The organism is Arthrobacter sp. AOP36-C1-22 (assembly GCF_052377515.1).
Classification (GTDB): Bacteria; Actinomycetota; Actinomycetes; order Actinomycetales; family Micrococcaceae; genus Arthrobacter_H.
Genome location: NZ_JBQSWW010000008.1, coordinates 48,926 through 70,239, shown reverse-complemented (window position 1 = coordinate 70,239; position 21,314 = coordinate 48,926). Strand labels below are relative to the sequence as shown.

Here is a 21,314-nt window from a genome sequence, read left to right as displayed (position 1 = left end):
CATCCGGCCGGAGCACCGACGAAAGGTCCAGCATGAGCACCGAGCACTTCGACGCGGTCGAGATCATCGGCATCAAACGCGATCGCGGGACGCTGAGTCCCGAACAGATCGACTGGACCATCGACGCTTATACCCGCGGGGTCATCGCCGAGGAACAGATGGCGGCGTTGAACATGGCGATCCTGCTCAACGGGATGGACCGGGCGGAAATCTCCCGCTGGACGACGGCGATGATCAACTCGGGCGAACGCATGGACTTCTCCTCGCTGCGCACCCCCGCGGGGGCGGTCAAGCCCACCGCGGACAAGCACTCCACCGGCGGGGTGGGGGACAAGATCACCCTGCCGCTGGCCCCGTTGGTGGCGGCCTTCGGGGTCGCGGTACCCCAGCTGTCCGGCCGTGGCCTCGGGCATACCGGCGGAACCCTGGACAAGCTCGAATCCATCCCCGGATGGAACGCCTCGCTGTCCACTGCGGCCCTGATGGACCAGCTCTCCGATTGCGGTGCGGTGATCTGCGCGGCCGGGACGGGGCTGGCTCCGGCCGATAAGAAGCTCTACGCCCTGCGTGATGTGACCGGAACCGTCGAAGCCATCCCGCTGATCGCCTCCTCGATCATGTCCAAGAAGATCGCCGAGGGCACCGGGACCCTGGTCCTCGACGTCAAGGTCGGATCCGGGGCGTTCATGAAGAACGAACAGGACGCCCGCGAACTGGCCCGCACGATGGTGGGATTGGGCACCGACGCCGGGGTCAAGACGGTGGCGCTGCTGACCAACATGGCCACTCCGTTGGGGCTCACCGCCGGCAACGCGATCGAGGTCGCCGAATCCGTGGACGTCCTGGCCGGAGGCGGACCTGCCGATGTGGTGGAACTGACGGTGAAGCTGGCCCAGGAGATGCTCGCCGGCGCCGGGGTGCACGACGCCGACCCTGCGGCCGCGCTGGCCGACGGCCGTGCCATGGACGTCTGGCACAAGATGATCTCCGCCCAGGGAGGGGACCCGGCCGCCGCCCTGCCGGTCGCCCGCGAATCGGAGACCGTGTACGCCCAGGCCGAAGGGGTGCTCACCGAACTCGATGCCCTCTCCGTCGGGGTGGCGGCCTGGCGGCTGGGTGCCGGGCGGGCCCGTCGGCAGGACGAGGTCCAGGCCGGGGCCGGGGTGCGCCTGCACGCCAAACCCGGAGACGTGGTCCGCCGCGGCCAACCGCTGATGACCTTGTTGACCGACACCCCCGAGAAATTCGGCAGGGCCCTGGAGGCACTGGAGTCGGCAGCGGTGATCAGCGCCGAAGGCAGCAGGAACGGCCAACGCCTGATCCTGGAGCGGATCGCCGAATAGCCGCTCCGCCGGGTTGCGTGTCCGCCGACCTCGGGGATGACCCGGGTCGGACCCGTAATCATCCCGGGGTGGGAGGCCACGGCCGGGTCCGATGGGCCAGACTGGATGCATCACCCGACGAAGACCGGGTGCGGCCGCCGTCGTCCACCGGAAGACGGAATAATTCCAGCCAAGGGACCCTGCCTCATGGAGATCGTCAACGAGGTCATCCTCCATGCCTCGACCGCCTGGTGGATCCTGCCGTTGCTCTTCCTGCTCTGCCTGATCGACGGGTTCATGCCGGTGGTGCCCAGCGAGTCGCTGCTGGTGGCGCTGGCGTCCGTCGCGGTGGCCTCGGGGTCCCCGTCGCTGTTGCTGCTGGGCGTCGTCGGAGCGGCCGGGGCGATGGCCGGGGACCAGATCGCCTACGGGTTCGGCCGGCGGATCGGCCTGGATCGGTTCCGCTGGATGCGTCGTCCACGGACGCGACGGACCTTCGCCTTCGCCCGACGGGAACTCGAACGACGGGGCGCCCTGCTGATCTTCACGGCCCGCTACATCCCCGTCGGCCGGGTGGCGGTGAACTTCACCGCCGGGGCCACCCGGTTCTCCCGCCGCCGTTTCACCCTGCTCGACGTGCTGGGATGCCTGACCTGGAGTGCCTACTCCACCACCATCGGTGCCGTCGGCGGCCACTGGATGAAGGACAACCCGCTGCTGGGGATCGGCCTGTCCATAGCCATCGCCATGGTGTTCGGCTTCATCGTGGACCGGGTCCTCAATGTCCTGCGGCGCCGGCTTGGCACGGACCCGCAGGCCCCGGACGCCCAGCCGGCGCCCCCGCTGCTGGAAGTCCCCGCCGAGCGGGGGCACTGAGCCGCGGCAACGCCGTCCCGGGCTCCCGGGATTCAGTGGTTCCGCTGCGTTGCCCCGCCCAGTACGCTGGGTACGTGAGTGAAGAGCTGATCCATACCGCCTATGACCCCGAATTCGACTTCCGCAGCCTGCCGAAGGTCTCGCTGCATGACCACCTCGACGGCGGACTCCGTCCGTCCACCATCATCGAACTCGCCGCCGCGGCAGGCCATGAACTGGCCTCCACCGACGCGGTCGCCCTGGGCGAATGGTTCCGCCAATCGGCGAACTCCGGTTCGTTGCCGCGCTACCTGGAAACCTTCGAACACACCGTGGCGGTCATGCAGACCCACGAGAACCTGGTCCGGGTGGCCCGTGAATTCGTTGAGGACCTCGCCGACGACGGCGTCGTCTACGGGGAAGTGCGCTGGGCCCCCGAACAGCATCTGGCCGGCGGGCTGAGCCTGGACGAAGCCGTCCAGGCCGTGCAGCAGGGCCTGGACGAAGGGGTTGAAACCGTCGCCGGTAGTGGCCGGCCCATCCAGGTCGGCCAGCTGATCACCGCGATGCGCCATGCCGATCGAGGCGTGGAGATCGCCGAATTGGCGTTGCGCCATCGCGGCAACGGGGCCGTCGGCTTCGACATCGCCGGTGCCGAGGACGGGTTCCCGCCCTCGCGGATGAAGGAGGCCTTCGATCTGTTGGCCACGAACTTCTTCCCCACCACCGTCCACGCCGGCGAAGCCGCGGGAGTGGATTCGATAGTCGATGCCCTGCTGACCGGGCGGGCCGAACGGCTGGGCCACGGCGTGCGCATCGCCGAGGACATCGAGATCCAGTTCGGTGGCACCGACGATGACGGATCCGAGGTCGAAGAGGACACCGGGCTGGTCACCCTGGGGCCGGTCGCCAACTGGGTGCGCGACCGGGGCATTCCGCTGGAGATCTGCCCGTCCTCGAACCTGCAGACCGGGGCCACCGCGGCCTTCGGCGAGGGCATCGAGTCCCATCCCATCGACCTGCTCTACCAGACGGGTTTCACCGTCACCATCAGCCCGGACAACCGCTTGATGTCGGAGACGAGCCTCTCGGGCGAGTTCGAGTTGCTGGTCGAAGCATTCGACTACGATCTGGACGACCTGCTCGAGCTCACGCTCAACGCGGCCGAGGCGGCCTTCCTGCCGCTGGAGGAACGCGAAGCCCTGGTCGAGTACATCAACGCCGAATATGCGGGGATGACCGGCGACGGCGATGACCAGGACGATGACCAGGCCTGAACCGATCATGAGCGGGGCCCGGCCCGGGGGGAGCCCGGGCACGCCGGGGGAGCCGCAACGCCTTATGGGCATCATTGCGGACCTCCGCCGGCACTGCCGCTGGACCGCCGGACTGAGCCATGCCTCGCTGGTGGAATACCTGGTCGAGGAGTCCTACGAACTGCTCGAGGCCATCGAAACCGGCCAGGATGACGACGAATTGCGCGGGGAACTGGCCGACGTGCTTCTGCAACTGGTCCTGCACGCCGAGATCGCCGCCGAACGGGGGGCCTTCGACTTCTCCGACATCGCCGCGCATCTGAGCGAAAAGATGATCCGCCGCAACACCCACGTCTTCCACCGCGACGGCAGCCTGCGCGGAACCTACCCCGAGGACGTCCAGGAGATCGTCGAATCCTGGGATGCCGCCAAACGCGCCGAGGACCCCTCCCGCACCGACCCGTTCTCCTCGCTGCCGCGTCATCTTCCGGCCCTCGCCCTGGCCGATAAGACGATCGGCCGGGCCCGTCGCTGGAGCGGCGGGCCCGGGGCGCCGGCCGCCCCGCCGGTGCCGGGCGCCGCGGTGGTGGAGACTGAAGCCGAACTCGGCGAGCTGCTCCTGGGGATCGTCGCCGACGCCCACGAACGTGGATTGGACGCCGAACGGTCCCTGCGCACCGCCGTCGCACGTTACATGACGGCCGCGCAACCAACTTCCTCCTCCACACCCGGCACAGGCTAGGCTGGGACGCGAGGCAACGTGCCCGCGTATCCAATGCTGTGTACGGCCCCCAACCCACCCACGAAGGAGTACCTTCCATGGCCTTGATCGATGCCATCCACGCTCGCGAAATCCTCGACTCGCGCGGCAACCCGACCGTAGAAGCCGAAGTCCTGCTCTCCGATGGCTCGCTGGGCCGCGCGGCAGTGCCCTCCGGCGCTTCCACCGGAGCCTTTGAAGCCGTTGAGCTGCGCGACGGTGACAAGTCCCGCTACCTGGGCAAGGGCGTCACCAAGGCCGTCGACGCGGTCATCGACACGATCCAGCCGGCCCTGATCGGCCAGGACGCCACCGACCAGCGGGCCATCGACCAGATCATGATCGATCTGGACGGGACCCCGAACAAGTCGACGCTGGGCGCCAACTCCATCCTCGGGGTGTCGCTGGCCGTGGCCTCCGCCGCCGCCGAGTCCTCCAACCTGCCGCTCTACCGCTACCTGGGTGGACCGAACGCCCACGTCCTGCCGGTGCCGCTGATGAACATCCTCAACGGTGGTTCGCACGCCGACTCGGATGTCGACATCCAGGAGTTCATGGTCGTGCCCGTCGGCGCCTCCACCTTCTCCGAGGCACTGCGCTGGGGCGTCGAGGTCTACCACGCGCTGAAATCGGTCCTGCAGGAACGCGGGTTGGCCACCGGCCTGGGGGACGAGGGCGGCTTCGCCCCGAACTTGGAAAGCAACCGGGCCGCCCTGGAACTGATCATCGACGCCATCAAGAAGGCCGGGTTGACCCCGGGCGAGGACATCGCCCTGGCACTGGACGTCGCCTCCTCGGAGTTCTTCGAGAACGGGACCTACCAGTTCGAAGGGGCCTCCCGCACGGCCGCCGAGATGAGCGACTACTACGCCCAGCTCGTCAAGGACTTCCCGCTGGTCTCCCTCGAGGACCCGCTGGACGAAGACGACTGGGAGGGCTGGAAGACCCTGACGGACGCCATCGGCTCGAAGGTCCAGATCGTGGGCGACGACCTCTTCGTCACCAACCCGGAGCGCCTGCAGAAGGGCATCGATTCCGCCACGGCGAACTCGCTGCTGGTCAAGGTGAACCAGATCGGTTCACTGACCGAGACCCTCGATGCCGTGTCGCTGGCCCAGCGCAACGGCTACACCACCGTCACCTCGCACCGCTCCGGCGAAACCGAGGACACCACGATCGCCGATATCGCGGTGGCCACCAACGCCGGCCAGATCAAGACCGGCGCCCCGGCCCGCTCCGAGCGCGTCGCGAAGTACAACCAGTTGCTGCGCATCGAAGAAGAGCTCGGCGATGCCGCGTTCTACGCAGGAAAGGCGACCTTCCCGCGTTTCACCGCCTAAGGTCGCACCGCAACGCGTAAAGTGCTGAGGGGAGTCGCCGGACACCGGCGGTTCCCCTCACGCCTTTCAGGCGCGTGCACCCGGCCCACCCCCGGACCCACCGAGCAGACCGGAAGGACACCCATGGCAAACCGACGTCCCAACATGCCACGGGCCAGGCCTGCCGAGCCGGGGCACGACCCCGCCGCCTCCGGCGACCACGAAGACGCCGTCGTTCCTGCACCGTCCGCCCCCCGCACCCCGGCGGCGGTCAACCGGCAGAAGGTCGTCCCGATGGGTGCCGCTCCCGGACCCGGGAACACGTCCGAGGATTCCCCGTCCCCGTCATCGGCGGCCGGCCGGTCCGCGGCGAAGAAACCCACCCCCGATAAGCCGGCGGCCCGCAAGCAGCCCGCAGGGCCCTCCACCGCGCGGAAGCAGCCAGGTACCCCGGCGGCCCCGGGCAGCGGCAAGTCCCCGGCGAAATCCTCGCCGGCCTCCCGCGGGAGGGCACCGGCCACACCGTCGGCAGCGAAGTCGACTCCGGCCGGCAAACGTCCCGGGCCACGCCCGAGCGGGCCCCGCGAGAAGCGGCTGCGCGAACGCGCGGAACTCTCCGGGGCGATCCGCTCCGGCAACGGCCACCGCGAACCCGAGGCCACGCAGGCCCCGACCGAGGCCGGTGCCCCGGTCCCGGCCCGGGCCTTCTCCGGACGGTTGCTGACCCTGGCGGTCATCCTGGCCGTGGTGACCGTCCTGCTGCTACCCAGCGTCGGAACCTACATGGACCAGCGGGCCGAGGTCGCCGAAGTGCAGGCCTCGATCGCCGAGAAGCAGCAGGAGCAGGCCGAGCTGACCTCGCAGATTGCCCGCTGGGACGACCCGGCCTACGTCAAGGCCCAGGCCCGCAACCGCATCAACCTGGTCATGCCGGGCGAGAAGAAGTACATGGTGGTCGGGGCCACCGGCGACGATTCCGCCGCGGGCCCGCAGAGCGTGGGCGATGTCCGGACCGACCTGCCGTGGGTCGACTCCCTCTGGGACACCGTTGTACGCTCGGCCACCGACTGATCATTTCCTGAAGGAGAATCCGTGGAGCATCCCGCCACCGCACCGCGCCATGAGGCGCTGGACGCCGAACAGCGGGTCCCCACCCCCGGGGACCTGGACACGCTGAGTCGTCAGCTCGGCCGTCCGGCCCGCAATGTGGTGGAGATCGGGGCCCGGTGCCTCTGTGGCAATCCGCTGGTGGCCACCACCGCCCCGCGGCTGGCCTCGGGCATCCCCTTCCCCACGACCTTCTACCTCACCCATCCGGTCATCACCTCCGCGGTTTCCCGCCTGGAGGCCGCCGGGTTGATGGCAACGATGACCGAACGCCTGGGACAGGACGAGGCGCTGACGGCCGCCTACACCGCGGCCCACCAGGACTATCTCGCGGCCCGCGATGCCATTGGCCGGCGCACCGGAGTCGGCGCCGTCCCGGAAATCGACGGGGTGTCCGCCGGCGGCATGCCGACCCGGGTGAAATGCCTGCACGTGCTGGTGGGACATTCGCTCTCCGCGGGGGCCGGGGTCAACCCGCTGGGCGATGAGGCCATTGCCGGAATCGCCGAATGGTGGACCGCCGAGCGGTGCCACTGCCGGGGGGCCTGGGATACCGAGGCGCCCGTTCCCGCACAGGACCGCAGCCGCCACGTCAAGACCCAGGCCGAGGACCCTGCCGTGAAGAAGGCCCGGCGCAGCGCTGCCCGACAGGCGCGCGAACACGCTGAAACGACCGGGCAACAGCCCGCACCACACGATCCAGGAGGCCAGGCATGAGGGTTGCCGCCATCGATTGCGGAACGAATTCCATCCGGCTGCTGATCGCCGATGTCATCGAGGACGACGACGGACGGATCCGACTGCTCGACGTGGCCCGCCAGATGCGCATCGTGCGCCTGGGCCAGGGCGTCGATGCCACCGGGAACCTGGCCCCCGAGGCCCTGGAGCGCACCTTTGAGGCACTGGATGAATATGCGGCACTGATCGGCCGGCACGGTGCCCAGCGGGTGAGGTTCGTCGCCACCTCGGCTACCCGTGACGCGGGGAACCGGGATGAGTTCATGGACGGGGTCCGCACCCGGCTCGGCGTCACCCCCGAGGTCATCGAAGGCTCGGAGGAAGCCGCCTTGAGCTTCGCCGGCGCCGTGTCGGTCCGGCCGCCCGCCGACACGGAAGACGTCCTGGTCATCGATCTCGGGGGAGGGTCCACCGAATTCGTGGTGGGCAGCAGCGAAGGCGTGCGCGCGGCGATCAGCATGGACATGGGCTGCGTGCGTTATGCCGAACGCTTCCTCACCGACGACCCGCCGACGGCCGAGCAGATCGCCGCCGCGGAAGCCGAAGCCAACCGGCAGATCGACACGGTGCTGCAGACCGTGCCCCTGCAGGAAGTGGACCGGGTGGTCGGCGTGGCCGGAACCATCACCACGGTGACCGCTCATGTGCTGGATCTGCACAGCTACCAGCCCGAGAAGATCGACGGCGCCGAACTGCCCGTCGGGGTCATCGAGGCCGCGGCCAGCGAATTCCTGGGCTTCTCGCGGCGCCGCCGCGAACAACTGCCGTACATGCACCCGGGCCGGGTCGATGTCATTGCCGCCGGGGCGCTGATCTACCGGACCATCCTGCTCCGGGTCGCCGAGCTGACCGGAAACCGGGTGCGCACCGCGGTGGCCAGCGAACACGATATTCTGGACGGTATCGCCCTCGGGTTGGCGCGGCAGTAGGCCGTCCTCCCGCCGTCGTCCCCGACCCTTGAAGGAACCGCCCGTGACGTCACGTCCGACCCGTGCCACCGCCGGCCTCCTGGCGAGCCTGCTGGCCGCGGCAACGCTGCTGGTCGCCGCCCCCGCTGCCCAGGCGGATCAGATCCGTGACAGCGAATACTGGCTCAAGGACTACGGCATCAAGCAGGCCTGGAAGGTCTCCAAGGGCGAGGACGTCACCGTCGCGGTCATTGATACCGGCATCGCCGACTCGCACCCCGATCTGAGCGGGACCGTCATCGGCGGCAGCGACTTCTCCGCGGCAGGGAACAAGGACGGCACCGAACCCCTCGGCGCGCTGCCCGAGCACGGCACCCTGGTGGGCACCCTGCTGGCCGGACACGGAAACAACGAAAAGGCCATCGCGAAGGCCAAGGCAGAAGACGAGAAGCAGACCATTGCCTGGAAGCGTGCCGTGAAGGACGCGAAGAAGGACGACGAGGATCCGCCGAAGAAACCCGATCCGGTGAAGATCCCCAAACCCGGGCCCGGCCCCGACGGCGTCATCGGTGTGGCCCCGAAGGCGGAGCTGCTCTCGGGGTCGCTGTGGCTGGGGTCGGAGAACCCCGGGGGCGTCCCCATCAGCGAGCAGGTCCCGCGCGCGGTGAAATGGGCCGTGGACCAGGGGGCCGACGTGATCAACATGTCGTTGGGGTCCACGACGCCGAGCTGGCCGACCAGCTGGGACGAGGCCTTCAAATACGCCGAGGAGCACGACGTCGTCATCGTCGCCGCCGCCGGGAACCGTGCCGGGGGCATGGAACAGGTCGGGGCGCCGGCAACCATCCCCGGGGTGCTGACCGTGGCTGGTGTCGACAAGAAGGGCAAGGCCAGCTGGGACTCCTCGACGCAGGGAATCAGCATCGGCGTGGCGGCCCCCGCCGACCCGCTGGTGGGCGGGCTGCCCGATGGCGGGTACGCCGACTGGTCAGGGACCTCGGGTGCGGCACCGCTGGTATCCGGCGTCGCGGCCCTGATCCGTTCGAAGTACCCGGAGATGAAGGCCCGCGACGTCATCCAGCGCATCCTGGCCACCGCTGAGGACGCGGGGGAGCCCGGGGTGGACAACCTCTACGGCTACGGTCTGCTGGACGCCGAGGCCGCCCTGACCACCGATGTCCCCTCGGTGGACCAGAACCCGCTGGGCACCATCGCCGAATGGATCCACGTCCACCGCCGCGGCCAGGTCACCCGCCCCAATGCCTCCAAGCCCAGCGCCAAGCCCGAGGAGGAATCCTCCGTCCCGGCGGTGGCCGCCCCCGAGGCCGTCGCCCCGGAGGATCCCGCCGGCGCGCTGCCGGCGGTGCTGGTCATCGGATTCGGCGCGCTGGCATTGATCATCATCGTCGGTGGCGGTGTGCATGTGGTCACGGTGCGACGCCGGAACCGGGCCGCCCTGGCCGCCGCGGCCGGGACGGTGGCGGATGCGGAATGGACCGCCTCCGAGGCGGATCGGGATCCTTTCGATGATCTCCCGGAAAGTCGCTAGTGAAGACTTTCACATAGCGGTTGATGGCGTTAGTATGGGCTCATGGCAAACACTCCTGAACTTTCCGATCGCCCACGCATCCTCGTCGTTGGCGGTGGATACGTCGGCTTGTACGTCGCAATGAAGCTGCAGAACAAGGTCAAGGCCCATGGCGGCGTCGTCACGGTCGTTGATCCGCTGCCCTACATGACCTACCAGCCGTTCCTTCCCGAGGTCGCCGGTGGCAAGATCGAGCCCCGCCACGTGACCGTCTCCCACCGCACGCACCTGGACAACGCGGAACTGATCACCGGCCGCGTCAGCGCCGTTGACCACGCCAACCGCAAGGCCGTCGTCGTCCCGACCGACGGGGAGCCCTTCGAACTGGGCTACACCGACGTCGTCATGGCCGCCGGCTCCATCACCAAGACCTTCCCGATCCCCGGCCTGGCCGACGAGGGCATCGGACTGAAGTCCATCGAAGAGGCCGTCGCCCTGCGCAACAAGGTCCTCGAGCGTGTCGAGACCGCGTCGATGATGAGCGATCCGGCAGCCCGCCGTCGCGCCCTGACGTTCGTGGTGGTCGGTGGCGGCTTCGCCGGCATCGAGACCATCACCGAACTCGAGGACCTGGTGCGCGCCGCCGTCGCCAAGACCAGCCGCGTCGAGCAGGACGAGATCCGCTTCGTGATGGTCGAGGCCATGGGCCGCATCATGCCCGAGGTCACCGAGGAACAGGCCGTCTGGGTCGTGGAGCACATGCGCTCGCGCGGCATCGAGGTCCTGCTGAACACGTCGCTGGGCAAGGCCGAAAACGGCACGCTCGAGCTGACGAACATGCCGGAGAAGACCCCCGGCGAGACCTTCGAGACCGACACCCTGGTCTGGACCGCGGGCGTGCAGGCCAACCCGATGGTCCACTCCACCGATTTCCCGATCGAGCCGCGCGGCCGCGTCCGCGTTGGAACCGATCTGCGCATCACCGGCGACGACGGCCCCATCGAGGGCGCCTGGGCCGCCGGCGATGTCGCTGCCGTCCCGGATGTCACCGGCGGCCTGCCCGACGGCACCTGCGTGCCCAACGCCCAGCACGCCGTCCGCCAGGCCAAGCTGCTGGCCTCGAACATCTACGCCACCCGCTACGGCGTGGGCCAGGTGGGCGAGTACGAGCACAAGAACATGGGTGCCGTCGCCGGATTCGGCACCGGCAAGGGCGTCGCCAAGGTCCTCGGCCTGCAGCTCAAGGGCGTGCCGGCCTGGGTCGCCCACCGCGGCTACCACGGCATGGCCATGCCGACGTTCGAGCGCAAGTTCCGCGTGGCCGGCGACTGGTTCGCCAACCTGCTGTTCAAGCGCGACATCACCCAGATCGCCGATCTTCAGACCCCGCGCCGCGGGTTCGTCGAGGCAGCCACCCCGAAGCCCAAGGCCGCAGCCAAGTAGTCTTCGGCACCGCCGGAACCCGGCATCCCACGGCGCCGCGTCCCCCGAATCCCGGGAAGGACGCGGCGCCGTGTGGCGTCCGGGGGCCGACGCTCTTGTAGGATCTAGCTGCGGGCCCCCATAGCCCAATCGGTAGAGGCGGGAGACTTAAAATCTCTGTGTTGTCGGTTCGAGTCCGACTGGGGGTACTACTGCCGGAGCCGGCGGTTCACCGGCTCACCACGTCGTTTCCCTGACCAATTCGGCTCCGGCGAATTCGACCACCCGGGCGATTCCCCCGTGCTCGAAGGCCACGCGCTGGCGGGCGGCGCCGTTCCCGGAATTCAGGAGTTCCCGCAAACCCGCCGACACATAGGCGGCATCGCCGAATCCGATCAGATGGTCCTCGACCGTGTCGAACATCAGATGGGCCAGTGCCGAGGGCGAGGACCGTTCGCAACTGGGGAGCCCGACCAGATCCCCCTCCACGCCGTGGCGGGCGGCATGCCAGGTGGCGGCGTCGGACTCTTCGGGAGTGATGCCATCGGGAGTGGGGGACCGGTGCAGTGCCTCCACGGCCAGCGAGCGGACCAGCAGGGCGAAAAGCACTGATTCCCCGGCGGTCAGCTGCATGTCGATGGCGCGGACCTCCAGGCTCCCGCGCAAGGGGGAAAGCCGTGCTCCCCATCCGACGTGGTCCTGGGTGTCGATGCCCGGACTCTCCAGCAGCCGGTCGACGCGTTCGGTGTAGTCGCGGGCGCCGAAGAAGTGCGGAGGGATGCCGTGGACGGGCAAGGTCCGGTTGCGTAGCGTCCTCCAGCTGGCGTATCCGGTGTCGGCGGTGTTCCAAAGCGGCGAGTTGGCGCCCAGGGCCATGAGGACGGGCATCCAACGACGCAGGTGGTTCATGACCTGGACCCCTTCTTCGGGAGTCGGAACCGGAAGATGGATCCGCAGGGCACCCCCTTCCCGACCGGTCGAGGGGGCGCAGGGGTCCGCCGCGGGGGACAGCGCGGGAACCAGACCGAACCCCGTGGCGATCGCACCGCCGTCGGCCGCCAGCGCCCCCAGCGCCCGGCGATCCTCCAACAACGCCTCCAGCGCCTCGGCGCCGGTCCGGAAGATGAATGAATCCGGCTCCGCCTCGTCGGCCTCGCTGCCGGTTCCCGGATCACCGGTCTCGACGCGTCGGCCCGTGGCCGGGTCCACGCACAGGAGATCCTCCTCGATGCCGAACTTCATATCTCCTCCTGGCTGGTGTCCGCCCCGAAGAGGGACGAACCGGTGCGCCGTGCCGGCGCAGGGTTGGGCGAAGGCCCCCGCTGCAGCCGAGCGTAGCTGTGGACGCCGTGGCTGTCACCCCTCCTCGGGCCGGCGGGGCGCCGAGGCCGCCATCGGCCGACGAAGGGGGCCCAAGTCACGAAGCCCGGCCCGTGCGTGGCGGCGCTGATAGGCTAAGCCGGTGACTTATGAGATTGAGATCGGCCGGGGAAAACGAGGCGTCCGCGCCTACTCGCTGGATGACGTCGCCGTCGTCCCCACCCGCCGCACGCGTGACCCGCAGGACGTGTCAGTGAACTGGCAGATCGACGCCTACCAGTTCAGCAGCCCCATCATCGGTGCCCCGATGGACTCGGTCATGAGTCCGGCCACGGCGATCGCCCTGGGCAGGTTCGGTGGCCTCGGGGTCCTGAACCTCGAGGGGCTGTGGACCCGCTACGAGGACCCGGAGCCGGTGCTGGCGGAGATCGCCTCGCTGGAGTCCAGGGTCGAGGACGACAGGACCCTGGGCGAACACGTCAACCCGGCGGTGACGGCCCGGCTGCAGGAGCTCTACCAGGCGCCGATCCAGGCCGAGCTGATCACCTCGCGGCTCGCGGAAATCCGCGACGCAGGGGTCACGGTGGCCGGCTCCCTGACCCCGCAACGCACGCAGGAGTACTACCGGACGGTGATCGACGCCGGGGTGGACATCTTCGTGATCCGCGGTACCACCGTCTCCGCCGAACACGTGTCGCAGAACCAGGAACCGCTGAACCTCAAGCAGTTCATCTACGAGCTCGACGTTCCCGTCATCGTCGGCGGCGCCGCCGGATACACCCCGGCCCTGCACCTGATGCGTACCGGCGCCGCCGGCGTCCTGGTCGGATTCGGCGGGGGTGCCACCGCCACGACCCGTCGCGCCCTGGGCATCCACGCCCCCATGGCCACCGCGATCTCCGATGTGGCCGCCGCCCGCCGCGACTACCTCGACGAATCCGGGGGACGTTACGTCCACGTCATCGCCGATGGCGGACTGGGCACCAGCGGAGACATCGTCAAGGCCATTGCCATGGGGGCCGACGCCGTCATGCTCGGCAGTGCCCTGGCCCGGGCCCAAGAGGCCCCGGGACGCGGCTGGCACTGGGGTGTCGAAGCCCACCACGACAACAGCCCCCGGGGCGACCGGGTCCGCGTGGGAACCGTGGGTCCGCTGGAGGAGGTCCTGCTCGGCCCCTCGCGCCACACCAACGGCACCTCGAACCTGATCGGCGCCTTGCGCCGGGCCATGGCCACCACCGGTTATTCGGATCTGAAGGAGTTCCAACGCGTTGACGTCGTCGTCTCCCCGTACGAAGCTGGGTAGCATGACACCACCGATGAAGCACCGCGAACCGGGATCCACGTCAACCAGGGGAGTGCTCGACCCGACCTTCCGCACCGCCTCGCTCGAGACGATGCGGGCGACCACGGAGGGGCCCGAGGCCGAACTGGACCTGCTGATCATCGGTGGGGGAGTCGTCGGAGCCGGATCCGCCCTCGACGCGGCCACCCGGGGGCTGAAGGTCGGCATCGTCGAAGCCCGTGACTGGGCGGCCGGGACGTCCTCGCGATCCTCCAAGCTCATCCACGGCGGGTTGCGCTATCTGGAGATGCTGGACTTCGCGCTGGTGCGCGAGGCCCTGCAGGAACGTGGACTGCTCATCGACCGGATCGCACCACACCTGGTCCGGCCGGTCCCGTTCCTGTATCCACTGACCAAGCGCTTCATCGAACGCCCCTACGTCGGGGCGGGAATCGCCCTCTATGACGGGATGTCGCTGGCCTCAGGACATAGCCGCGGGGTGCCCTTCCACCGGCACCTGAGCCGGAAGGCGACATTGCGCAGCGCACCGAGCCTCAAGGACGAGGCCTTCGTCGGTTCGATCCGCTATTACGATGCCCAGGTCGACGACGCACGGCTGGTCATGGATCTGGTCCGCACGGCAGCGAACTACGGCGCCGTGGCGGCCAACCGGGTCAAGGTCGTGGATTTCGTCCGCGAGGCCGGACGCGTGGTCGGGGCCCGGCTCGCGGATCAGGAAAGCGGTGAGGAGTTCACCGTCCGGGCCAAGCAGATCGTGAATGCCACCGGCGTCTGGACCGACGAAACCCAGGACCTGGTGACCGATCGGGGACAACTGCGGGTCAAGGCCTCCAAGGGCGTGCACCTGGTGGTGCCCCGCGACCGCTTCCAGTCGACGGTCGGGCTGATCCTGCGCACCGAGAAATCGGTGTTGTTCGTCATCCCCTGGGGACGGCATTGGATCATCGGGACCACTGATACCGCCTGGACGTTGGACAAGGCACATCCCGCGGCCTCCAGTGAGGACATCGACTACATCCTGGATCATGTGAACAAGGTGCTCAAGCGTCCATTGACCCGCGAGGACGTCGAAGGGGTCTATGCGGGGCTGCGCCCGCTGCTGGCCGGGGAATCCGATTCCACGGCCAAGCTCTCCCGTGAACACGTCGTGACCCACCCCGTCCCGGGGCTGGTGGTCGTCGCCGGCGGCAAATACACCACCTACCGGGTCATGGCCCGCGATGCCATCGACGAGGCGGTGCGTTCGATGGACCTGAACGCCCCGACCTCCTGCACCGAAACGATCCCTTTGCTGGGGGCGGAGGGCTTCCAGGCGGGCTGGAACAGCCGCCACCGCATGGCCAAATCCTCGGGGCTGCACGTCTCCCGGGTCGAACACCTGCTGGGCCGCTACGGTTCGCTGGCCCGCGATGTGCTGGCCCTGGCCACCGCCGACCCGGATCTGGCCCGCCCGCTGCCCGGCGCGGACGACTACCTGGCCGCCGAAGTCGTCTACGCGACCACCCATGAAGGGGCACGACACGTCGAGGACGTGTTGACCCGCCGAACCCGCGTCTCCATTGAATCGTGGGACCGGGGAGTGGCGGCGGCCCCGGTCGTCGCCGGGATCATGGCCCCGCTGCTGGGGTGGAGCCAGGCGCAGTGCGATCGCGAAGTCGCGTTCTACGAAGCCCGCGTGGCTGCCGAACGCGCCAGCCAGGAGCAGCCCGACGACGAGTCCGCCGATGAAACACGACTGAATGTTGAAGATATTGTCCCCGTCCGCGACTGAACAGAACGATGAACTCACGACCCCTGAACTGGTCGTCCTGGAAATGGAGGCGGCCGACCGGCAGGAGGCCGTCCGGCTGTTGGCCGGAAGACTGTTCGAAGCCGGTCGGATCGATGACCTGGAAGGCTTCGTCGGCGAGGTCAATTCGCGCGAACACCAACTAGCCACCGGGCTGCCCGGCGGGATCGGCATGCCCCATGCCCGGACCGCACACGCCGACCTGGTCTCCATTGCCGTGGGGATCACGGCGTTCGGACACTCCTTGGATTTCGGGTCGGTCGACGGCCCGGCCACGGTCGTGCTGCTCCTGGCGACACCCGCCGGAAGCTATTCGGTGCATCTGCAGGTCCTGGCCACCCTGGCCCGCAGTCTGGTCAAGCCGTCCTTCCGTGAATCCCTGCGCCGAGCCTACGACGCCGAGGTCATTGCCGATCTGATCAATTCCACGGTCGACTTCACCGACGTCTAGTCGATCCGGTGCCGGCCGGCACCTGCCGGGCCGGGTCAGCCGGCCGGCGGGGTGAACCCCGGGTCGGTGATCAGCAGACCGGCGACCTTGCCCGAACGGTCCACGGCGACCCGGCCATCGAGCAGACCGTCGGCAAAGACCAGCGAACAGTGCACGAAGCGGGTGGAGCCGTTGCGCCGCACCGTGGCTGCGGTCAGCCGATCGAAGGGGCCGAGGGATCCGATGGCATCGGCCCACAGCGCCGTGACGGTGGACGGGGGGACCTGGGCCAGCATGCGTGGGGTGAATTCCGCGCCGATCCGTTCAAGGCCGCCTGAATCGATGGCCGCGAATAGCCTCCGGACCTGGTCGAGGAGCGCGTGGTCCTCGCGCCGCCGTTCGTCGTCGGCCGGGTTGCCCACGGCGAACCGCTGGTAGGCGGCCTGCCGGGAGATTCCCAACTGGTTGCCGATGTCCTGCCAGCTCAGACCGGCATCATGGGCCCGGGATGCCGCGGCGGTCAGGAGATCATCGGCCAGGTACTTCAACTCCTCGGCCTGCCGCAGGGCGGTCACGGCCCCGTCCGCTTCGAGGGGGTCCGCGAGCCGGCCGGCCAGTTCGACCGCACGGCGGGCCCGTGCCGTCGTCTCGGCCGTGGCGTTAGCGAAGGAGTCCATATAAGACCACTACCAGAACCATGCTCTCGATCACGAGCGACACGACGGTGCGGATCCGCCGGTCCGCCGGGCCCGACCGGACCAGGGTCGGCCAGCGGGCGCTGAGGGCAACGGCACCCACGCCGACGGCGACCGCGGTGGGACACCAGGTCCACGAGGGGACGATGTCGGCCCGGAGGGCCACCATTCCCAAGGCGGCAAGGGCCGTCATGGACATCAACTGGGAGATGCGGTTCAGCGCCGGTTCAGCCGTCCTCGTGCGCAACATCCGAAAGCACCAGGGGGCCGTGAAGGCCAGCAGGATGACAGGAACCGCGTAGGCGATGAAGGTGTTCAACGGCTGCCTCCGTCCAGGAGACCGAGTCCTGCTTCGTCGACGCCGCGGGCTGTAGCGGAGAGCACGACGACGGCACGCTCTCCGTCGGGCAGCAGGCCCAGATACGAGGCGGATCCGCCGGTCATCCCGTTATGCCAGACGACTTCTCCACTAGCGGGGGAGTCGACTGGTTCCGCGGTGGTCATCCAGGCCAATCCCACTTGCCCCCCGCTATCGTCCGCGGTCACCGGATTCAAGCTGTCGGTTCCCGGGGCGGTTCCATCCAGCACGGCCTGGGCCAGGAGGGACAGGTCTCCGGCGGTCGAGTGGATGGCCAGGGCCGGGGCGAAGCCCCCGGCGGGCCACGCGCCGGCCACGTGTCCCGTGGCCCGATGCCCTGTAGCACTGGCCGTGGCCAACCGTGGTGCCGTGCCCCGGTCCGCGGAGGCGGATGCGGCGTCCAGTGGTTCGACCCACGTGCGGTCCATTCCCAAGGGGCCGGTGATCCGTTCGGCGACCAGCGCCGGATAGCTGGTGCCCGTCACCCGGGCCAGGGCCTGCCCCAGCAGGGCCGCCCCGAAATTCGAGTAGGCGAATCCGGGATCGGCCTTCGGATGTGCGGTGCGCCCCAGCTCGATCACGTCATCGACCGACTGGGTATACGGGTTCGAGTTGGCGAATATCGAGGCGAGGGTCTTGGCGTAGAAGGGCACCGAGAGCGGCAAGCGCGGCAAACCCGAGGTGTGGGTGGCCAGTTGTTGAAGGGTGATGGCCCCCGACCCGTCTGCGGGGTAGCCGAGGATCTCGCCCAGCGTCGTGTCCGCGCTGACCTCCCCACGGTCGATGGCATCGGCGAGTAGCAGTCCGCCGAAGACCTTGCTGATGGAGCCGAGTTCGAAGGCCGTGTGCTCATCGGCGCCGCGTCCGGCGAAGTCGATCTTACCGTCCTCGATGACGGCGGCGGCGAAATTCCCGGCGGGAGCCTCGGGGCCGTGGCCGATCCGGGTTCCCAAATCCTGGTCCCCGGTCGGTGCCGCGGCGGGCAGGGCCCGTGGTGCGGCCACGAGGAGGACGGCGATGGTCACCGCGGCGATGACCCAGGGGATCCGGCGGTTCGTCGTCCGCGAGCGGTGATCGGTGGAAGGGGAGGAAAGCATGGCGTCAATATTTCCTTGACGCTGATTCAATGTCAATATCTTATTGACGTGATTTTTGGGTGATGGATACCGACGATGCATTCGCTCTTCTACAGAGAATCGAAGTACGGTTGGGTATGTGTTGAAGACTGCCCTGAAGCCCAAATGGATCCTCGCTCTGGTGGGGGCCCTTTTGTTGGCGAGCGGCTTCGTGCTGCTGAGCCAATGGCAGTTCTCCAGATCCCAGGATGCCCCGCCACCACCGGTATCCACCACCGAAACGGCGGTGCCGCTGACCGATCACTTCGAACCCGAAACAGTGATGTTCGAATCCGTGGCCGACCAGGTCGTCAGCGCCAAGGGGCACTTCCTGAAGGACAAGGAAGTCCTGGTCAGGGGGCGTGTCCAGGAGGGGGTCCAGGGATACTGGGTGGTTTCCGCCTTCGCCGTCGACGGCGCCCCGGGGCACAACACGATTCCGGTCGTCCGTGGCTGGCAGTCCGAATCCACGACCCCGCCGCGGCCGCCGGCCGGCGAGCTGGAAGTCACCGGGCGGCTGCTGCCCACCGAAGCTCCCGTCGATGAGAAACCCGATGACGATCCGTCCTTGCGCGCCCTTTCGGTCGCCCAACTCATCAACCTCTGGGACGTGCCCTCCTATAGCGGCTTCATCGTCGCCTCGGAGGTCACCGGGCCCGACGGGGCGGATGCCGGGGCCGCCTCCGTGGGACTGGACGAGGTCCACGTCGGACCCCAGCCCCAGGAACAGCCGCTGAACTGGCTGAACATCTTCTATGGCATCGAATGGGTCGTCTTCGCCGGCTTTGCCGTCTTCCTCTGGTGGCGTCTGGTGGCCGACGACTACCGCCGCCAACAAGAGGACATCGAAGACGCCCTGGCCGAAGCCCACACACCAACCATCCCCCCGAACCACGAGGACCAGCAGTGACCCAGCAACCCGCCCCAGCACCCCGCAAGCGCCGCTTCGCCGGAACCCCGGCACAAATCCGCACGGCAGCCACCTTCTACCGGGTGCTCGCCTACGCCACCGGCGTGATGCTGCTGCTGCTGTGCGTGGAGATGATCGCCAAATATGCCTTTTCCTTCGAGGCCTACCTCGGGTCGCTGAACCTGTCCACGACCGTGCTGATCGTGCATGGCTGGATGTACGTGGTCTACCTGCTGGCCGACTTCAACCTGTGGTCCAAGATGCGCTGGCCCTTCAGCAGGTTCATCACGATCGCCCTGGGTGGGGTGGTGCCGTTGCTCTCCTTCTACATGGAGAAGAAGGTCCATAAGGAGGTCGAGCGGGAGTTGCACGAACATCCCGAGGCCGCCAAACGGTACTGAGGCAAAACGCGGCGCCGACGGTGAAGGTGCGGCCGATGCCCACTGGCGACTAAGCTGGAGCGCGTGAGCAACCCAGCACCCACCCCAGAGCACCAGCCGGTTCTGGTCGTCGACTACGGAGCCCAGTACGCGCAGCTGATCGCACGCCGCGTCCGTGAGGCCAACGTATATTCGGAGATCGTTCCGCACACCTTTACGACCGAGCAGATCCTGGCCAGGAACCCGGCGGCGATCATCCTCTCCGGCGGACCCTCCAGCGTCTATGCCGACGGGGCCCCCAGCGTCGGCCCCGACCTGTTCGAGGCCGGTGTGCCGGTCCTGGGCATCTGCTACGGCTTCCAGGCGATGGCCAACGCCCTGGGCGGAACGGTCGCGAAGACCGGCCTGCGCGAATACGGGTCCACCGACGCCACCTCCACCGGGGTCTCCCGGTCGTTGCTGGCCGGGCTGCCTGAGGACCAGCAGGTCTGGATGAGCCACGGCGATTCCGTGCAGGAAGCGCCGGAAGGCTTCGATGTCCTGGCCTCCACCGAAGGAGCCCCCGTGGCGGCCTTCGCCCACGAGGACAAACGGCTCTTCGGCGTCCAATGGCACCCCGAGGTCAAGCATTCCTCCTACGGCCAGCGGGTCCTGGAGAACTTCCTGTTCAACGGTGCCGGACTGGAACCGAGCTGGAACACCGGGAACATCCTGGAGGAACAGGTCGCCCGCATCCGTGAGCAGGTCGGCACCGGCCGGGCCATCTGCGGACTATCCGGCGGCGTCGATTCGGCCGTCGCGGCGGCCCTGGTCCAGGAGGCCATCGGCGATCAGCTCACCTGTGTCTTCGTCAACCACGGCCTGCTGCGCGAAGGCGAAGCCGAACAGGTCGAACGCGATTTCGTGGCTGCCACCGGCGCCAAACTCCATGTCGCCGACGAACGCGAACGCTTCCTGAGCGCCTTGAAGGACGTCACCGACCCCGAAACCAAGCGCAAGATCATCGGCCGCGAATTCATCCGCGCGTTCGAAGCCTCCGAGGCGGCGATCATGTCCGAAGCCGCCGATACCGGCGAACCGGTGCGCTTCCTGGTCCAGGGCACCCTCTACCCCGACGTCGTCGAATCCGGGGGAGGCGAAGGCGCCGCGAACATCAAGAGCCACCACAACGTCGGTGGTCTGCCCGAGGATCTGCAGTTCGAACTGGTCGAGCCGTTGCGCGAACTGTTCAAGGACGAGGTCCGTGCCGTCGGAGCCCAATTGGGTCTGCCGGCCGAAATCGTGCAGCGTCAGCCGTTTCCCGGCCCGGGGCTTGGCATCCGCATCATCGGTTCGGTCGATGAGGAACGCCTGGAACTGCTGCGCAAGGCCGACGCCATCGCCCGCGCCGAGCTGACCAACGCCGGACTGGACCAGGAAGTCTGGCAGATGCCGGTCGTTCTGTTGGCCGACGTCCGGTCGGTGGGTGTCCAGGGTGACGGCCGCACCTACGGGCATCCGATCGTCCTGCGCCCGGTGTCCTCCGAGGACGCCATGACCGCCGACTGGTCACGGCTGCCCTACGATCTGCTGGCGCGGATCTCCAACCGCATCACCAACGAGGTCGATGGGGTCAACCGGGTGGTCCTGGATGTGACCAGCAAGCCCCCGGGAACCATCGAATGGGAGTAGGCCCGCGGTCCCCTCGGACCCTGGCCTGACACGGAGGGAGGGCCTGCGGCCCTCTCTTCGTCGTCCTGACCCGTCGTCGACGTGTTGCGATCAAGCGCCGAGGGGCCGGGGTCGCGTACCTTAAG

The 21,314-nt window shown here is 68.3% G+C and carries 20 protein-coding genes and 1 tRNA gene; 17 read left to right on the top strand and 4 right to left on the bottom strand.

Going from position 1 to position 21,314, the window contains the following annotated elements; all coding sequences use genetic code 11:
• Positions 1-32: 32 nt before the first annotated feature.
• The 11 genes from ACT3S6_RS06645 to ACT3S6_RS06595 all read left to right on the top strand — a co-directional run bounded on the left by ACT3S6_RS06645 (position 33) and on the right by ACT3S6_RS06595 (position 11,424).
• Entirely contained in the window at positions 33-1,343 is a 1,311-nt protein-coding gene (locus ACT3S6_RS06645; RefSeq protein WP_444554264.1) for a thymidine phosphorylase, read from the top strand.
• Positions 1,344-1,529: 186 nt separating this feature from the next.
• Positions 1,530-2,198 (top strand): DedA family protein, encoded by a 669-nt coding sequence (locus tag ACT3S6_RS06640; RefSeq protein ID WP_444554263.1) that lies wholly within the window; start codon positions 1,530-1,532, stop codon positions 2,196-2,198.
• 74 nt (positions 2,199-2,272) lie between these two features.
• Positions 2,273-3,454, top strand: a complete 1,182-nt coding sequence (locus ACT3S6_RS06635) for an adenosine deaminase (protein WP_444554262.1) — start codon at positions 2,273-2,275, stop codon at positions 3,452-3,454.
• Complete coding sequence (locus ACT3S6_RS06630; RefSeq protein ID WP_444554261.1) at positions 3,441-4,175, top strand: MazG nucleotide pyrophosphohydrolase domain-containing protein; 735 nt, start codon at positions 3,441-3,443, stop codon at positions 4,173-4,175. Before ACT3S6_RS06635 ends, ACT3S6_RS06630 begins: the two co-directional genes overlap by 14 nt.
• A 77-nt stretch (positions 4,176-4,252) precedes the next feature.
• Complete coding sequence (gene eno, locus ACT3S6_RS06625) at positions 4,253-5,533, top strand: phosphopyruvate hydratase (RefSeq protein WP_444554260.1); 1,281 nt, start codon at positions 4,253-4,255, stop codon at positions 5,531-5,533.
• A 123-nt stretch (positions 5,534-5,656) separates the two neighbouring features.
• On the top strand, positions 5,657-6,583 hold the full coding sequence (locus tag ACT3S6_RS06620; RefSeq protein ID WP_444554259.1) for a septum formation initiator family protein: 927 nt from the start codon (positions 5,657-5,659) through the stop codon (positions 6,581-6,583).
• 21 nt (positions 6,584-6,604) lie between these two features.
• Positions 6,605-7,336: a DUF501 domain-containing protein gene (locus ACT3S6_RS06615; RefSeq protein ID WP_444554258.1), complete on the top strand. Its 732-nt coding sequence runs from the start codon at positions 6,605-6,607 to the stop codon at positions 7,334-7,336.
• Positions 7,333-8,286: a Ppx/GppA phosphatase family protein gene (locus ACT3S6_RS06610; RefSeq protein ID WP_444554257.1), complete on the top strand. Its 954-nt coding sequence runs from the start codon at positions 7,333-7,335 to the stop codon at positions 8,284-8,286. The genes ACT3S6_RS06615 and ACT3S6_RS06610 overlap by 4 nt, the downstream gene beginning before the upstream one ends.
• A 43-nt stretch (positions 8,287-8,329) precedes the next feature.
• Complete coding sequence (locus tag ACT3S6_RS06605; protein ID WP_444554256.1) at positions 8,330-9,814, top strand: S8 family serine peptidase; 1,485 nt, start codon at positions 8,330-8,332, stop codon at positions 9,812-9,814.
• Between the two features lie 42 nt (positions 9,815-9,856).
• Positions 9,857-11,236 carry an NAD(P)/FAD-dependent oxidoreductase gene (locus ACT3S6_RS06600; RefSeq protein ID WP_444554255.1) on the top strand — a complete coding sequence of 460 codons (1,380 nt, stop codon included), beginning with the start codon at positions 9,857-9,859 and terminating at the stop codon, positions 11,234-11,236.
• Between the two features lie 114 nt (positions 11,237-11,350).
• A tRNA-Leu gene (locus ACT3S6_RS06595) sits at positions 11,351-11,424 on the top strand.
• Positions 11,425-11,452: 28 nt separating this feature from the next.
• On the opposite strand, the gene ACT3S6_RS06590 is transcribed toward ACT3S6_RS06595, so the two are convergent.
• Positions 11,453-12,457 (bottom strand): carboxylate-amine ligase, encoded by a 1,005-nt coding sequence (locus tag ACT3S6_RS06590; RefSeq protein WP_444554254.1) that lies wholly within the window; start codon positions 12,455-12,457, stop codon positions 11,453-11,455.
• A 220-nt stretch (positions 12,458-12,677) separates the two neighbouring features.
• Between ACT3S6_RS06590 and ACT3S6_RS06585 the strand changes: the two genes are divergently transcribed.
• From ACT3S6_RS06585 to ACT3S6_RS06575, 3 genes are read left to right on the top strand one after another with little or no spacing between them, the layout of a single operon-like run.
• A complete protein-coding gene (locus ACT3S6_RS06585; RefSeq protein ID WP_444554253.1) occupies positions 12,678-13,841 on the top strand; it encodes a GuaB3 family IMP dehydrogenase-related protein in 1,164 nt (387 codons plus the stop codon).
• A 1-nt stretch (position 13,842) separates the two neighbouring features.
• The gene (locus ACT3S6_RS06580) at positions 13,843-15,612 is read left to right on the top strand and encodes a glycerol-3-phosphate dehydrogenase/oxidase (protein ID WP_444554252.1); all 1,770 of its coding nucleotides are present in this window, start codon (positions 13,843-13,845) and stop codon (positions 15,610-15,612) included.
• Positions 15,581-16,081, top strand: a complete 501-nt coding sequence (locus ACT3S6_RS06575; protein ID WP_444554251.1) for a PTS sugar transporter subunit IIA — start codon at positions 15,581-15,583, stop codon at positions 16,079-16,081. Before ACT3S6_RS06580 ends, ACT3S6_RS06575 begins: the two co-directional genes overlap by 32 nt.
• Positions 16,082-16,116: 35 nt before the next feature.
• Here the strand turns inward: ACT3S6_RS06575 and ACT3S6_RS06570 are convergent, their stop codons facing one another.
• The 3 genes from ACT3S6_RS06570 to ACT3S6_RS06560 are packed head-to-tail and all read right to left on the bottom strand — an operon-like array spanning position 16,117 to position 18,210.
• Positions 16,117-16,737 carry a hypothetical protein gene (locus tag ACT3S6_RS06570; protein ID WP_444554250.1) on the bottom strand — a complete coding sequence of 207 codons (621 nt, stop codon included), beginning with the start codon at positions 16,735-16,737 and terminating at the stop codon, positions 16,117-16,119.
• Positions 16,721-17,074, bottom strand: a complete 354-nt coding sequence (locus tag ACT3S6_RS06565; RefSeq protein ID WP_444554249.1) for a hypothetical protein — start codon at positions 17,072-17,074, stop codon at positions 16,721-16,723. The genes ACT3S6_RS06570 and ACT3S6_RS06565 overlap by 17 nt, the downstream gene beginning before the upstream one ends.
• On the bottom strand, positions 17,071-18,210 hold the full coding sequence (locus ACT3S6_RS06560) for a serine hydrolase domain-containing protein (RefSeq protein WP_444554248.1): 1,140 nt from the start codon (positions 18,208-18,210) through the stop codon (positions 17,071-17,073). The genes ACT3S6_RS06565 and ACT3S6_RS06560 overlap by 4 nt, the downstream gene beginning before the upstream one ends.
• A gap of 118 nt (positions 18,211-18,328) precedes the next feature.
• On the opposite strand from ACT3S6_RS06560, the gene ACT3S6_RS06555 reads away from it, so the two are divergent.
• The 3 genes from ACT3S6_RS06555 (at position 18,329) to guaA (ending at position 21,189) form a co-directional block, all read left to right on the top strand.
• The gene (locus tag ACT3S6_RS06555; RefSeq protein WP_444554247.1) at positions 18,329-19,138 is read left to right on the top strand and encodes an SURF1 family protein; all 810 of its coding nucleotides are present in this window, start codon (positions 18,329-18,331) and stop codon (positions 19,136-19,138) included.
• On the top strand, positions 19,135-19,539 hold the full coding sequence (locus ACT3S6_RS06550) for a DUF3817 domain-containing protein (protein ID WP_444554246.1): 405 nt from the start codon (positions 19,135-19,137) through the stop codon (positions 19,537-19,539). The genes ACT3S6_RS06555 and ACT3S6_RS06550 overlap by 4 nt, the downstream gene beginning before the upstream one ends.
• A gap of 63 nt (positions 19,540-19,602) precedes the next feature.
• Positions 19,603-21,189 (top strand): glutamine-hydrolyzing GMP synthase, encoded by a 1,587-nt coding sequence (guaA, locus tag ACT3S6_RS06545; RefSeq protein WP_444554245.1) that lies wholly within the window; start codon positions 19,603-19,605, stop codon positions 21,187-21,189.
• The last annotated feature ends 125 nt before the right edge of the window (positions 21,190-21,314 follow it).